General features: G+C 69.4%; 11 protein-coding genes. 2 read left to right on the forward strand and 9 right to left on the reverse strand.

Annotation, left to right across the window (positions count from 1 at the left end; genetic code table 11):
• Positions 1-112: 112 nt before the first annotated feature.
• Complete coding sequence (locus tag ACFVWL_RS00545) at positions 113-1,975, reverse strand: phosphoenolpyruvate carboxykinase (GTP) (protein WP_387177311.1); 1,863 nt, start codon at positions 1,973-1,975, stop codon at positions 113-115.
• Between the two features lie 112 nt (positions 1,976-2,087).
• Between ACFVWL_RS00545 and ACFVWL_RS00550 the strand changes: the two genes are divergently transcribed.
• On the forward strand, positions 2,088-3,530 hold the full coding sequence (locus tag ACFVWL_RS00550; RefSeq protein ID WP_387177313.1) for a helix-turn-helix domain-containing protein: 1,443 nt from the start codon (positions 2,088-2,090) through the stop codon (positions 3,528-3,530).
• A gap of 37 nt (positions 3,531-3,567) precedes the next feature.
• Here ACFVWL_RS00550 and ACFVWL_RS00555 read toward each other — a convergent pair whose 3' ends face one another.
• Both ACFVWL_RS00555 and ACFVWL_RS00560 read right to left on the reverse strand, forming a co-directional pair.
• Positions 3,568-4,614, reverse strand: coding sequence for a winged helix DNA-binding domain-containing protein (locus tag ACFVWL_RS00555; RefSeq protein WP_387177315.1), 1,047 nt, complete (start codon positions 4,612-4,614; stop codon positions 3,568-3,570).
• A 43-nt stretch (positions 4,615-4,657) separates the two neighbouring features.
• A complete protein-coding gene (locus ACFVWL_RS00560) occupies positions 4,658-6,106 on the reverse strand; it encodes a glyceraldehyde-3-phosphate dehydrogenase (protein ID WP_387177317.1) in 1,449 nt (482 codons plus the stop codon).
• Positions 6,107-6,266: 160 nt separating this feature from the next.
• Here ACFVWL_RS00560 and ACFVWL_RS00565 point away from each other — a divergent pair, with 160 nt between their 5' ends.
• Positions 6,267-7,610 carry an amidohydrolase gene (locus tag ACFVWL_RS00565; RefSeq protein WP_387177319.1) on the forward strand — a complete coding sequence of 448 codons (1,344 nt, stop codon included), beginning with the start codon at positions 6,267-6,269 and terminating at the stop codon, positions 7,608-7,610.
• Between the two features lie 112 nt (positions 7,611-7,722).
• On the opposite strand, the gene ACFVWL_RS00570 is transcribed toward ACFVWL_RS00565, so the two are convergent.
• The 6 genes from ACFVWL_RS00570 to ACFVWL_RS00595 form a co-directional block, all read right to left on the reverse strand.
• Positions 7,723-8,712, reverse strand: a complete 990-nt coding sequence (locus ACFVWL_RS00570; protein WP_387177321.1) for a methyltransferase dimerization domain-containing protein — start codon at positions 8,710-8,712, stop codon at positions 7,723-7,725.
• A 76-nt stretch (positions 8,713-8,788) separates the two neighbouring features.
• A complete protein-coding gene (locus ACFVWL_RS00575) occupies positions 8,789-9,487 on the reverse strand; it encodes an alpha/beta fold hydrolase (RefSeq protein WP_387177323.1) in 699 nt (232 codons plus the stop codon).
• 34 nt (positions 9,488-9,521) lie between these two features.
• A complete protein-coding gene (locus ACFVWL_RS00580; RefSeq protein WP_387177325.1) occupies positions 9,522-10,109 on the reverse strand; it encodes a TetR/AcrR family transcriptional regulator in 588 nt (195 codons plus the stop codon).
• 47 nt (positions 10,110-10,156) lie between these two features.
• On the reverse strand, positions 10,157-10,990 hold the full coding sequence (locus tag ACFVWL_RS00585) for an ATP-binding cassette domain-containing protein (protein WP_387177327.1): 834 nt from the start codon (positions 10,988-10,990) through the stop codon (positions 10,157-10,159).
• Complete coding sequence (locus ACFVWL_RS00590) at positions 10,987-12,777, reverse strand: dipeptide/oligopeptide/nickel ABC transporter permease/ATP-binding protein (protein WP_387177329.1); 1,791 nt, start codon at positions 12,775-12,777, stop codon at positions 10,987-10,989. The genes ACFVWL_RS00585 and ACFVWL_RS00590 overlap by 4 nt, the downstream gene beginning before the upstream one ends.
• Entirely contained in the window at positions 12,774-13,715 is a 942-nt protein-coding gene (locus ACFVWL_RS00595; protein WP_387177331.1) for an ABC transporter permease, read from the reverse strand. Before ACFVWL_RS00595 ends, ACFVWL_RS00590 begins: the two co-directional genes overlap by 4 nt.
• Positions 13,716-13,752 lie beyond the last annotated feature (37 nt).

Here is a 13,752-nt window from a genome sequence, read left to right on the forward strand (position 1 = left end):
CAACACGAAGGCGGGACGTCGGAGACCACTCAGCCATGGGTTCGTCTCTGATGTCCCGCCTTCGCGGGTATGAGGGTGCCGGCTCCCCCGAACCGGCACCGGTCTGGGGGAACTACGCCTTGTCGAGGCGGTAGCGCAGCGAGGCCAGCTCGGCGCGCAGCGCCGCGGGGACCTTGTCGCCGAAGGTGTCGTAGAACTCCTCGGTCAGATCGGCCTCGGTCTTCCATGCCTCGGCGTCGACGGAGAACAGCTCGTCGAGATCGGCGGCGGGGATGTCGAGCCCGTCGAGGTTGAGGTCTTCCACGCGCGGCAGGCGTCCGATCGGGCTGTCGACCGCGGGCACGTCACCCGCGATACGGCGGATGACCCAGTCGACGACACGCGAGTTGTCGCCGAAGCCCGGCCACAGGAACCGGCCGTCGTCACCGCGGCGGAACCAGTTCACCTGGAAGATGCGCGGTGCACGGTCGAAGCGCAGACCGCGACCGACCTTCAGCCAGTGACCGAAGTAGTCGGCCATGTTGTAGCCGCAGAACGGCAGCATCGCGAACGGGTCGCGGCGGAGTTCCCCGACCGTGCCCTCGGCGGCAGCCGTGCGCTCGGACGAGATGTTCGATCCGAGGAAGACGCCGTGGGTCCAGTCGGTGGCCTCGACCACGAGCGGCACGTTGCTCGCGCGGCGTCCGCCGAAGAGGATGACGTCGAGCGGCACGGCCTCTTCCCAGTCCTCGGAGATCTGCGGGCACTGCGCCGCCGACACCGTGAAGCGGGAGTTGGGGTGCGCGGCGGGCCGACCCGACTCGGGGGTCCAGTCGTTGCCCTCCCAGTCGATCAGGTTCGCGGGCGCCTCGTCGGTCAGGCCCTCCCACCACACGTCGCCGTCCGGGCGGAGTGCGACGTTGGTGAAGATCGTGTTGCCCCAGAGGGTCTCGACCGCGGTGACGTTGGTCGACTCGCCGGTGCCGGGTGCGACACCGAAGAAGCCGGCCTCGGGGTTGATCGCCCACATGCGGCCGTCTTCGCCCGGACGGATCCAGGCGATGTCGTCGCCGAGGGTCTCGACCCGCCAGCCGGGGATGGTGGGGCGCAGCATGGCCAGGTTCGTCTTGCCGCAGGCCGACGGGAACGCCGCGGCCACGTGGTACGCCTTGCCCTGCGGGTCGATCACGCGGATGAGCAGCATGTGCTCGGCGAGCCAGCCCTCATCGCGTGCGATCACCGAGGCGATGCGCAGCGCGAAGCACTTCTTGGCGAGGATCGCGTTTCCGCCGTAACCCGAGCCGTACGAGTACACCTCGAGCGTCTCCGGGAAGTGCACGATGTACTTGTCGTCATTGCACGGCCACTCGACGTCCTGCTGACCCGGGGCGAGCGGAGCGCCGACCGTGTGCACGGTCTTGACCCACGGCGCGCCCTCGGCGATCTGACGCGTGACGGCATCGCCGACGCGGGTCATGATGCCGATCGAGGCGACCGCGTAGGCGCTGTCGGTGATCTGGACGCCGATGTGCGAGAGCGGGCCGCCGACGCGTCCCATCGAGAACGGCACGACGTACATCGTGCGGCCGCGCATCGACCCCTCGAAGATCTCGTCCATCTTGTCGTGCATCTCGGCCGGGGCCGCCCAGTTGTTGGTGGGACCGGCGTCCTCTTCGCGCTCGGAGGCGATGAAGGTGCGCCCCTCGGTGCGGGCGACGTCGCTGGGGTGCGAGCGTGCGAGGTACGAACCGGGACGCCATTCGGGGTTGAGCTTGATCAGCTTGCCCTCATCGACGAGTCCCCGCAGGAGCCAGTCGTTCTCGGCACGCGAGCCGTCGACCCAGTGCACGGAGTCGGGCTGGGTCAGCGCGCGGATCTCCTCGACCCAGGCGGCCAGCTCGGCCATGGCGGGGGTGTCATACGTCGGAGCCGCGCCGAACGTACGCGTCGGTGCGACGGGAGACGTGCGGGGGGTGAAGACTTCGGCGATGGCCATGACGTGTGCTCCTTTGAAGTGTGGGGCGTTGCACCTATCTTCTTCCGGTTAGAGCGCGACTTTCGGCCATTTCGGGCGATAAGAACTGCAATTCTTTCGCTAGACTCAAGGAATGGCGTCCTCCGGCATTCACCTCACGACTCTCGGCCACCGCATCCGTCACCACCGACTGGAGAACGGGTTCACGCTCGACGAGCTCGGCGCTCTGGTCGGCGTCGCCGGCTCGCAGCTGAGTCTGATCGAGAACGGCAAGCGCGAACCCAAGCTCTCCCTGCTGCAGGCGATCGCACAGGCGACCAAGACCGAGGTGACCGACCTCATCTCCGGCGAGCCGCCGAACCGCCGCGCCGCACTCGAGATCGCCCTCGAGCGGGCGCAGGAGAGCCCGGTCTTCCGCCAGCTCGGCGTCGCGCCCGTGCGCGTGACCAAGGGCATGAGCGACGAGACCATCGAGTCGGTCCTGGGCCTTCACCGTGAGCTGGAGCGCCGCGAACGCGAAGCCATCGCGACGCCGGAGGAAGCACGGCGCGCGAACACCGAACTGCGACTGCGGATGCGCGCGCAGAACAACTACCTCCCCGAGATCGAGAAGCTCGCCGAGAAGCACCTCAAGGCCGCCGGGCATGTGCAGGGCGCGCTCACCCACCGCACCGTGAGCATCATGGCGGAGAAGCTCGGATTCGAGCTGATCTACGTCAACGACCTCCCCCACTCGACCCGCTCGGTCACCGACCTCGAGAACGGACGCATCTACCTCCCGCCGGCCTCCATCCCCGGCGGCCACGGCCTGCGCTCGATGGCGCTGCAGGCGATGGCACACCGTCTGCTCGGACACACCCCGCCGACCGACTACGCCGACTTCCTGCAACAGCGGCTGGAGATCAACTACTTCGCCGCGTGCTGCCTGATGCCGGAGACCGCGTCGGTCGCCTTCCTGCAGCAGGCGAAGAAGGACCGCAACCTCGCGGTCGAGGACTTCCGCGACGGCTTCGGCGTGACCCACGAGGCCGCGGGCATGCGCATGACCAACCTGCTGACGCAGCACCTCGGTATGGCGCTGCACTTCCTGCGTGTCGACTCCACCGGTGCCATCACCCGCGTGTATGAGAACGACGACCTGCCGCTGCCGATGGACGTGACCGGCGCGGTCGAAGGACAGCGGGTGTGTCGCAAGTTCCAGGCGCGCGCGGCGTTCACCCAGCAGAACCGCACCGTGGAGCACCACCAGTACACCGACACCCCCTCCGGCACGTTCTGGTGCTCGACCCAGACCGGATCGTCGAGCGACGGCGAGTTCTCGGTGACGGTCGGCGTGCCCTTCGACGACGCGCGCTGGTGGCGTGGACGCGAGACGAATGACAGGGCCGTGTCGACCTGCCCCGACGAGTCGTGCTGCCGACGCCCCTCGGAAGAGCTGAGCGATCGGTGGAGCGGACGGGCGTGGCCGAGCGCACGCGTGCACACGCACATGTTCTCACCGCTCCCCCGGGGCGCGTTCCCCGGCGTCGACGACAACGAGGTCTACAACTTCCTCGCACGGCACGCGAGCGAGTAGTCGCGTCGGTCCGCCGATCTGACGCTGCCGCGGTGGCTCAGTCGTCGGCGAACCGGGCGAAGTGGGCGAGGGCGGCGGCCACCGCAGCGGGATCCTCCGGCTCCTCGAACAACTCGGGCGGTGCATCCCTCGTCGCGCTCGCGTGCGACCAGGTGCCGATCACCCGTCCCCGCTCGATGAGGGTCGGACGCACCATCCCGTTCTTCCCCGGGCCGACGGCCGCCAGGTGGTCCGGAGCGCAGACGGTCGTGCGGTCGGCGTAGGAGATGTAGTACTCGTCGAACGCGCCGAGGGCGTAGACGGATGCCGCCCCCGCCGCTCGGCGCGGGTGCTCGCGTGCAGCGAAGAGCCCGTCGTCGACCTCTTCCACCCCTGCTCCCGCCCGCGCGGCCGCCTCACGCGCTTGTCCGAGGGTGAGCCCCGACCACCAGGCGAAGTCGGCGATGCCGGCAGGGCCGTGTCCGTCGATGTAGCGGACGAACATCTCGGCGAGCGGATCGTCGGGGGTGACGTGCTCGCGGATGTGGTCCTCCACGAGCACGAAGCGCTGCTCGCGGGCGACGCCGGTTCGCGCGACGACGGGGCCCTGACAGATCAGGCCGTCGATCGTGAGCGTGAACAGCAGATGGATGCCGCGCTGACCCGAGGGGTCGATGCCGATGCCCTCGAGGATCTCGAACACCTCGGCGCGGGTGCATCCGCCGTCGCGCAGCGCGGGGGTGAGCGCCTGCACGGTCGCGGCGACCACGTCGTCGTCGATGCCGAGCTCACGGTGCCGGGATGCCGCCTGCTGCCGCTGCCGTCCGGCGGTGACCTGCAGCATCCAGCCGAGGTCGCGCGCCGGGACGGTGTGCAGCGTGCCGCGCATCGTCCACCCGCGCACGATGTCGCCGCGGTCGAAGGCGCGGTCGACGTCGCGCAACGTGGTTTCTCCTCGGGTGCGGACGGCGAGCGCCCACCGGCCGGCAGTGAAGTCCTGGCTCTGCACGGCGAGCATGTGGTGCGCCGCATCTGCCACCGTGCGCGTCGGAGCGGTGAGGCGGTGCGATCGGAGGCGTTCGGCGCGCAGGGTCGCGGTCTTCATGCCCTCATCATGCCGCGTGCCGCCGACGCGGCGCACGAGAACGTCAGCTCTGCAGGGTCACCTCTCGGCGCTCGGGGAGCACGACCGGGTGCGAGCCCGCCATGACCTCGAGCACGCGGATGACCTGGCAGGAGTAGCCGAACTCGTTGTCGTACCAGACGTACAGGATGAGGGTGTCTTCGTCGGCGATGGTGGCGAGTCCGTCGACGATGCCCGCGCGGTGCGAGCCGACGAAATCGGTCGAGACGACGTCAGGGCTCTCGACGTAGTCGATCTGCTGGCGCAGCTTCGAGTGCAGCGAGACGCGGCGCAGGTAGTCGTTGACCTGGTCCTTCGTCGCGGGGCGCTCGATCGTCAGGTGCAGCACCGCGAGGGAGACATCGGGGGTGGGGACGCGGATCGAGCTGCCCGTGAGCTTGCCCTCCAGCTGCGGAAGCGCCTTGGCGACGGCCTTCGCGGCGCCCGTCTCGGTGATGACCATGTTGAGCACAGCCGAGCGTCCGCGCCGGTCGCCCTTGTGGAAGTTGTCGATCAGATTCTGGTCGTTCGTGAACGAGTGCACGGTCTCGACGTGCCCCTTGACGACGCCGTATGCCTCGTCGATCGCCGCGAGCACGGGCGTGATGGCGTTGGTCGTGCAGGAAGCGGCCGAGAGGATGCGGTCGGTGTCGGCGATCGTGTCGTCGTTGATGCCGTGGACGATGTTCTTGAGGGGGCTCTTGCCGGGGGCGGTGAGCAGCACCCGGGCGACGCCCTTCGAGCGCAGGTGCTGGGAGAGACCGGCCTCATCGCGCCAGCGTCCGGTGTTGTCGACGACGATCGCCTCGTGGATGCCATGGGCGGTGTAGTCGATGCTCGCCGGATCGTCGGAGTAGATCACCTGGATGCGGGTGCCGTTGGCGATGATCTGCTCCGCCGCTTCGTCGACCGTGACCGAGCCGGCGAAGCGACCGTGCACCGAGTCGCGCAGGAGAAGGGACGCCCGCTTGACGAGGTCGTTCTCGGCGCCGCGGCGGACGACGATGGCCCGCAGGCGCAGTCCGCTGCCGCCGCCGGTGTGGGCGATGAGGATGCGGGCCAGCAGGCGTCCGATGCGTCCGAAGCCGTAGAGCACGACGTCGGTGGGCTCGGCGGCGACGGCCCCCATCGCGGGTGCGAGCACGTCGGCGAGGTAGGTCTCCAGCGGCTGACCGCTCTCGGCGTGCCCGGCGACGAGGCGGGCGACGTCGAGGGAGGAGGCGCCGGGGGCGAGGGCGTGGATCGCCTCGAGCACGGCGAGGCTGTCTTCGATGGGGAGCCTCTCGTGCCCGAGCTGCGCGACGCGCTCGTGCACTTCGACGAGACCGGTCGCCGACAGCCCGAGCAGGCGGTGCCCGTGGAGCGAGGTGACCACGTCGTGTTCGCGTCGGAGCGCCCCGATGAGCGGGATCATCCGCTCCGCCAGCTCTTCGCTCTCAGTCCAGTCGTCGCGGTGTGCCGCGGAATCGTTCATCTGCGTCCTTGCATGTGTGAGCGCGCGCCGAGGTCGCCGGCGCGCGAGTTGCCGGGTGAATCGGGGGATGTCTCCAGCGTACAAGCCGCAGAACCACGCGCCGAATCGGTGCGTTCCCGCCTCACCTGCGGCCCCTTTTTGCGTCTACACTGGTGGAATAATGAGCCAGACACTTCCCGGCGACGACGCCGACCTGATCATCCGCGGCGGACGCATCCACACCTTCGACGGGACGGGCGAGGTCGCCCACGCTCTCGCCGTGCGCGACGGCGTGATCGTCGCCACCGATGCAGCCGCCACCCGGCTCAGCGCACGGGACACCCTCGAACTCGACGGACGCACCGCGGTCCCCGGCATCAACGATGCGCACCTGCACGCCGCCTGGCTCGGTGCGCGCTGGCCGCACCTGTTCTTCTCCGACACTCCCGGGGAGGAACAGCCGTCCGGAAGGCTCGTGTCGACCGCGGACGAACGACGATCCGCCCTCCGCCGCGCATGGCGCCTCCTCGCCGAATACGGCATCACGAGCTACACCGAACCGGGGATCGGTCCGGGAGAGGACGCCGGAGAGACCGGATGCTTCGGCGCCGACATGCTCGATACCTACGGCGAGCTGCACCGTGAGGGTGCCCAGACGTCGCGCGTGACCCTGCTGCGACTCTTCGGCACGATCGACGGCGAGAGCACGCTCGACGACTTCGAGCGCGGCATCGACACCCCGGCACCGACCCACGACCCGCGATGGCTCGCGATCCCCGGAGTGAAGATCTTCGCCGACGGCATTCCCCCGATGGCGACTGCCTGGGTCGAGGAGCCCTACGCGGACGGCACCACCGGAGCCCTGCTCACACGAGGAGGCACCGACCCGCTCTCCGCGTTCCAGCGGATGGTCGAACTCGCCGCATCCCGCGGACTGCAGATCGCGGTGCATGCGACCGGCGACCGGTCGATCGCGGAGTTCCTCGCGATCCTGGAGCGCCTCTCCGACGCGCCCGCCCCGACCGCTCCGCACTACGTCGTCCACGGAGACCTGGCCACGGCCGAGCAGATCGCGCGCATGCGTCGGGTCGATGCCGGGTTCGCCGTACAGCCGTTGATCGCCGCGCACACCCACTCCTGGGCGGAGGTCCAGCTCGGTGAAGCGCGGCTCGCCACGGCCTGGCCGCTGGCGACGATGCTCACCTCCGGCACTCTCACCACGGTGACCAGCGACTCGCCGATCGCGAGTCCGGATTGGCGGCTCGGCCTCGACGCCTCGCTCGCCCTGCTCGCCGACGCCGGCGTCTCCGACGACCCACAGACCCGCCACCGGCTTCTGCGCTCGATGACCGTGGATGCCGCGCGACAGGATGGCGCGTCGGACTGGAAGGGCTCGCTTCGGATCGGGCACGTCGCCGACTTGACGATCCTCGATGAGGACCCGCTGACGCCCGGCCGTCCGTTCACCTCGCTCGAGGTCGTGCGCACGATCGTCGACGGCCGCACGGTGTTCACCCGCGACTGAGTTCACCCGCGCACGAAAACGGCGGGCGGCATGTTCACGCATGCCGCCCGCCTCTGATCCCCCTCGGACCAGTCTGCGACCCCGGCGCCGGGCTCCCGACGCCGGGGAACTCTCACACCGCCGTCGCGACGAGCACCCTCGGGCTTCCGGGCAGGGCGACCTTGGCGCGCACCTCCCACCCGGCATCGGTCAGCCACCCGCGCACCTGAGATTCCGGATACACCACGGTCCCATCGATGACGAGGTACTCCCCCGCGTGCAGGGCGTCGATCCCGCGTTGCTCCACGTCGTCGTCGAGAAAGAAGTCGAGCACCGTCAGGGTCGCTCCCGGATTCGCCGCCGCCCGCAGGCGGCGGAAGATCTGCGCGTTCTCCGCGGCGGTGAAGCGGTGGATGACGTGATTGGCGAAGACCGCGTCGTACGCGCCCACAGGCTCCGCCGTCGCGGTGTCGGCGACCTCGACCACGGCTCGGTCGGCGACACCCGCCGCCGCGACGGCTTCGGCGATGCCGCCCTCGAAGCCGGGTGCATAGACGAACGTCGTGTGCAGCTCGGGGTTCTGCGCCATCACCGACAGCGCGAACTCGGCGGAGAGGCCGCCGAAATCAAGGGCCTTCGTGGCGCCGGCGAGGTCGATATGGCGGCCGAACTCCTGAGCGTGCAGGCGGTTGTACGTCATCACTCCCGCCATGAACGTCGCCCAGCGGGAGTCGTCCATCTGCAGGTCCCCCGGCTCGGTGGTGTCGACCGTGTGCGCGAACTGAAGCCAGTGCGGGTAGCTGATCTCGTCGAGGAAGGTCAGGAACGGCGCGAGGTCGATCGCCGCGTCGGCACCGGTGAGGTAGGCGGCGGCATCCGGCGCGACGGAGTAGCGACCGTCGGCGCGGACCAGAAGCCCCTTGGCTGCCATCGCGTCGGCGAGCAGGTGCGCGATGCGCTCGCTCACCCCGCACCTCTCGGCGATCGCCGGCACCGTGTCGGCTCCGCCGTCGACCGCAGCGAAGAGGCCGATGCGGCTGGCGTGGAAGAGCTGCTTCGATGCCATGTACCCGGTGGCGATGTCGAGGATCCGTGCGGCGTCCGCGGTGGGAGTGTCGGTCATGTCTTGGCCTTTCGATCTGTGTGTCTACAAATGTTGGAATTAAAGGGCAGGGGGTGGCGGGAGGAACGGCCTCTGCTCAGTCCGCCAGGAAGTCCTGCACTGCGGCGCGGAACTCTGCCGTGTGCAGCGCGGCGAGGTGGTCGCCCGGCACCCGTTGCGCGTGAGCGATCGGGAGCACCCGCGCGAGCTCGTCGATACCGGTTGCCATCGCGTCGTCCGTGCCGCCGAGCAGCAGCACGGGCAGCCCGAGGCCATCGGCCCGCGGGTCGAACGGCTCGGCCGCGAGTCCCTCGACCAGATCGATCAGGTCGCCCGTCCGATTGCCCGGCAGCGAGGCCATCTGCACGATCATGCCCGTGAGCGGGTCCATCGGTGCGGGGCCGCCACCGATCGTCGTGCGCGCGGCCTCGAGGTCGACCAGGGAGAAGGGCTCGCCCGCGCTGAGACCGCCGAGCACCAATCGGCGCACGGACACCCCGGGGCGCTTCGCCAGATCCCAGGCGAGGCGGGCTCCCAGCGAGTAGCCCACCAGGTCGACCTCCGCGCTGCCGACAGCCTCGGCGAGCGCGTCGAGCACCACCGAGGTGGGCGCGGTCCCGAGCGCAGGACTCGAGCCGTGTGCCGGGAGGTCGACCACGAGACGGGGACGGTCGCCGAAGGCTCCGCCCCACTCGGCATCCGGCCAGTCCTTCGCTCCGCGCGAGGCGAGGCCGTGCAGGAACACGACGGGGCGCCCGATGCCCGGGTGCCGCTCGACGAACAGGGATGAGGTCATGATGCGCCGTCCTCTCGGACCCGGCGCACCATGCTCAGCGCAGGCGTGCCAGGAACTGGTCGATATAGGTCTCGTAGTCGGCGATCCGCTCGCCGTCGGGATACATGAGGTTGATCACGGTCGCACCGACCGCCGCCGAGATGTACTCGTTCGCGAGGGGGCCGTAGTCCTGGTCGCGGATCGATCCCTCGTCGCGCGCCGCCTCCATCCGCTCGATGAGCGAGGTGCGCCAGGACGCCAGGTGTCCGCGATACAGCTCCGCGAGAGACTCGTTCGCCATCGCGTACTCCCATAGCGCGAGCAGCACCCGTCCCGCGGCGATCTGCTCCTGATCGCGAGGAATCGTCGCCTGCAGGAACCCCCGCAACGCGGCATCCGCCGACGCCGGCTCCTCGCCCGCGGCCTGCACCCCCTCGGACATCTGCTGCAGGATCGTCTCGAACGTCGCCGCGACGATGCTCTCCTTGCCAGGGAAATAGTGCTTCAGAGCGCCGTTCGCGAAGCCTGCCTCCGCCGCGATGCTGCGCATCGTCGCCGCCTCGAAACCACCCTTGAGGATGATGCTCTTGGCCACCTCGACGATGTCCCGTCGACGCTGGTCGTGATCGATGATCTTCGGCATGAGGTCCTTCCGGCCGATTCCGGTGCGTGGAGTGATCGGGCCTGGAGCTACCGTACCGCCGCATCGCGCACCTCCCGCAGAGCGAGCCACTGGGCACGTCGCTCACGCTGCGCGACGGGGTCGGCAACGGGCGAGGCCAGGCGCAGCCGCTCGGAGTACGGATGCTCCGGGGCACGGGTGACCTGCTCCCCCTCCCCCACCTCGACGAGTTCGCCGCGGTACATGACGGCCACGCGGTGGCAGACGCGGCGGACGACGCCCAGATCGTGCGAGACGAAAAGGTAGGCCACCCCGGTGTCTCGTTGGAGCTCGATGAACAGATCGAGGATCGTGGCCTGCGTGGTCAGGTCGAGGGCGCTGACCGGCTCGTCGCACACGATGAGCCGCGGTCCGCGCACGAGAGCGCGGGCGATCGCGATGCGCTGACGCTGACCCCCGGAGAACTCGCTCGGGTAGCGGTCCATGGCCGATTCGGGCAGGCGGACACGGTCGAGCATCTCGCGCACCTTCGCTTCAGCCGCCTTCGGCCCGATGCCGGTGGTGAGCAGCGGTTCAGCGAGGATGTCGCCGATCGTCATGGCAGGATTCAGCGAGCCGTACGGGTCCTGGAAGACGACCTGCACGTCATCCGCGAGCGCGCGTCTGGCGCGGCCGCCGAGCCCGCTGATCTCCTTCCCGTCGAAGCGGATGCTCCCGCCCGTCACGGGCGCGAGGCCGAGGATCGCCTTGCCGAGCGTCGACTTGCCCGAGCCGGATTCTCCGACCAGGCCGAGGCACTCGCCCGGCGCGATGTCGAGCGAGACACCGTGCAGCGCACGGAAGGCGTGCCGGCCTCGTCCGTACTCCACGACCAGGTCGTTCACTTCGAGCAGCGTGCTCATGCGGTCGCCTCGATTCTGGTGCGGTCGAGCTCGGCACGACCTTCGGCTTCGTCGAGCGAGGCGGCGATCAGTTCGCGCGTGTAGTCCTCGGTCGGCGCGGCGAACAGGGAATCGACCGGCCCCGACTCCACGATGTCTCCGCCGCGCATCACGATCACGCGGTCGCAGATGTCGGCGACGACGCCGAAGTTGTGGGTGACGATGAGCAGCGCCATGCCGTACTCGGCCTGCAGTTCGCGCAGGAGCTCGAGCACCTCGGCCTGCACGGTCACGTCGAGAGCCGTGGTGGGCTCGTCGGCCACGAGCAGCGACGGCTTGCCCGCGATCGCGCCGGCGATGAGCACCCGCTGCGCCATGCCGCCCGACACCTGGTGCGGGTAGCTGCGCATCACCCGATCGGGCTCGGTGAGGCCGACACGCACGAGCATCGCCCGCGCCTGCTCCTCGGCTTCCGACCTGCGGAGACCGTGGGTGCGGCGCAGCGGCTCGATGAGCTGGTGGCCGATCGTGTACGAAGGGTCGAGGTTGCTCATCGGCTCCTGCGGCACATAGCCGATCTCGCGGCCGAGCAGGGCCTGCCGCTGCTTCGGAGTCGCCTTCGTCACGTCGGTCCCGCCCACCCAGATGGCGTCGGCGACCGCACGCCCGGTGGAGGGCAGCAGATCGAGCACCGAGAACACGGTCTGCGACTTGCCGGACCCCGACTCCCCCACGATGCCGACGACCTCGCCGGGCGCCACGTCGAGGGTGACGCCGTGCACGACCTCGGTCTCACCGGTCGGGGTGGCGTGCACGACCCGGAGGTTCTCGACCCGCAGCACCGATCCCTCGGCCGTGTGCTGCGCGCGACCGGTCGCGGGGTGTCGCGGTGCCGTCGCGGCGGCCTCGGCGCGGGCGCGCCGACGAGAGACACGGGGCGTCCGCACCTGCACCAGCTCGGCCAGCGTGGATCCCATGATCGCGAGCACCGCGATCGTGAGCCCGAGTGCGGCCGAAGGCCACAGCAGCATGAGCGGGTAGGTGAGCATGAGGCGGAAGCCCTCGAGCATCATCGCGCCCCAGCTGGGGACGTTGGAGTCGCCGATGCCGAGGAACTGGAGTCCGGCCTGCATGCCCATCGCGATGCCCGCGGTGAGCGCCGTCTGGATGATCACCGGCGGGTACACGGCCCGGATGACGTGCCGGAAGATGATGCGCCCGTCGGGCAGCCCGGACACACGGGCCGCATCGATGTAGGGCTCGCTGCGGACCGCGAGTGTCTGGGAACGCGCGATGCGGAAGTAGCCGGGCACCATGAACACGCCGACGGTGGCCATCAGCAGTTCGAAGTTGTTGCGGCTGCCCGCGGCGACCACGAGCAGGATGATCATTCCGGGGATCGACTGCAGGGCATCGCTGATCCAGGTGGCGACCCGGTCGAACGTCCCCCCGAAGTAGCCGGCCGCGACGCCGGACGGCACTCCGATCACGAGCGCCGTGATGATCGTGATGAGCGCGCCCCACAGGGTCGTGCGAGTGCCGTAGATGAGGCGACTCAGGATGTCGCGGCCGGTCGAGTCGCCGCCGAGGAGGTGTTCGGACCCGGGAGGAGCCTTGGCCGCGGCGAGGTCGACGAAGTTCGGGTCCATCGGCGCGAGCAGCGGCGCGAACACCCCCACGAGCACGATGAGGACGAAGATCGCCAGCGGGATGTACCCGCCGGGGTGTCGGAGGAACCGGCGGAACAGGCTCGACCGTCGCTTCTGCGCCGCCCGGTCGAAGGCGACCCGGATGTCTGTGGTGGTCATGCGACGCGCACCTTCGGGTTGATCCAGCCGAGCACGAGATCGAGCAGGAGATTGATAAGGATGACGAAGACGATGGAGATGACCGTGATGCCGAGGAGCATCGGGATGTCGCCGTTCTGCGAGGACTGGTTGGTGAGCTGTCCGAGGCCCGGGAGGCTGAAGATCTGCTCGACCACGATCGCTCCGGAGAGCAGCCCCACGAACATCAGGGCGATGACGGTGAGCGCGGCCGGTGAGGCGTTGCGGAGGATGTGCAGGTTGACCCGGGTGGCCGAGAGACCACGGCTGCGGAGTGTGCGCACCCAGTCCTGGCGGCTCTGGGCGATCACGGCGTTGCGCAACTGCTCGGAGACGGCGACGATGCCGCCGAGGGCGAGCGAGATCGCCGGGAGGGTGATGGAGCGCAGCCATCCGTCCACCGATTGCGTGGGCGGCACGTAGCCGACGGCCGGGAACCACTTGAGCTGCACGGCGAGCCACATGACGAGGACGAGACTCACCCAGAAGCCGGGGAGCGCGAAGAGGACGACGGAGATGCCCTTGATGATCCGGTCGAACCAGGTACCCGGCCGCAGCCCCGTGATCATCCCGAAGGCGATGCCGATGACGGCGGTGATCAGCGTCGCGAACGTCACGACGGACAGCGTCACCGGGACCTTGATCGCGAGCTGTGCGCCGACGGGCTGGAAGTTGCGCCAGGAGACACCGAAGTCGAGCAGGACGGCATGCGAGAGCCAGTCCCAGAACTGTACGAGGAGCGGACGGTCGAGGCCGATCTTCTCGGCGAGAGCCGCCTGCTGGGCGGGGCTCGCCGTGGTCCCGAGGAGCGACGCGGTCGGGTCGCTGATGGCGAGGTGCGCCAGGAAGAAGGTGCCGATCGAGACCGCGACGAGCAGAAGGATGCCGGACAGCACCCGCTTCGCCGTGAACAGGAGCATGGGGACCTCTCGGAAGGTGGGGTCGGAGGGGGAAGGA

Source organism: Microbacterium sp. NPDC058269 (genome assembly GCF_042881445.1).
Taxonomy (GTDB): domain Bacteria; phylum Actinomycetota; class Actinomycetes; order Actinomycetales; family Microbacteriaceae; genus Microbacterium.

Excerpts from the sequence above, each read along its gene's own strand:
- ACFVWL_RS00585 (WP_387177327.1), bottom strand. The coding sequence starts at position 10,990 with ATGAGCACGCTGCTCGAAGTGAACGACCTGGTCGTGGAGTACGGACGA.
- ACFVWL_RS00590 (WP_387177329.1), bottom strand. The coding sequence starts at position 12,777 with ATGACCACCACAGACATCCGGGTCGCCTTCGACCGGGCGGCGCAGAAG.
- ACFVWL_RS00575 (WP_387177323.1), bottom strand. The coding sequence starts at position 9,487 with ATGACCTCATCCCTGTTCGTCGAGCGGCACCCGGGCATCGGGCGCCCC.
- ACFVWL_RS00545 (WP_387177311.1), bottom strand. The coding sequence starts at position 1,975 with ATGGCCATCGCCGAAGTCTTCACCCCCCGCACGTCTCCCGTCGCACCG.
- ACFVWL_RS00580 (WP_387177325.1), bottom strand. The coding sequence starts at position 10,109 with ATGCCGAAGATCATCGATCACGACCAGCGTCGACGGGACATCGTCGAG.
- ACFVWL_RS00560 (WP_387177317.1), bottom strand. The coding sequence starts at position 6,106 with ATGAACGATTCCGCGGCACACCGCGACGACTGGACTGAGAGCGAAGAG.
- ACFVWL_RS00555 (WP_387177315.1), bottom strand. The coding sequence starts at position 4,614 with ATGAAGACCGCGACCCTGCGCGCCGAACGCCTCCGATCGCACCGCCTC.
- ACFVWL_RS00595 (WP_387177331.1), bottom strand. The coding sequence starts at position 13,715 with ATGCTCCTGTTCACGGCGAAGCGGGTGCTGTCCGGCATCCTTCTGCTC.
- ACFVWL_RS00550 (WP_387177313.1), top strand. The coding sequence starts at position 2,088 with ATGGCGTCCTCCGGCATTCACCTCACGACTCTCGGCCACCGCATCCGT.
- ACFVWL_RS00570 (WP_387177321.1), bottom strand. The coding sequence starts at position 8,712 with ATGACCGACACTCCCACCGCGGACGCCGCACGGATCCTCGACATCGCC.
- ACFVWL_RS00565 (WP_387177319.1), top strand. The coding sequence starts at position 6,267 with ATGAGCCAGACACTTCCCGGCGACGACGCCGACCTGATCATCCGCGGC.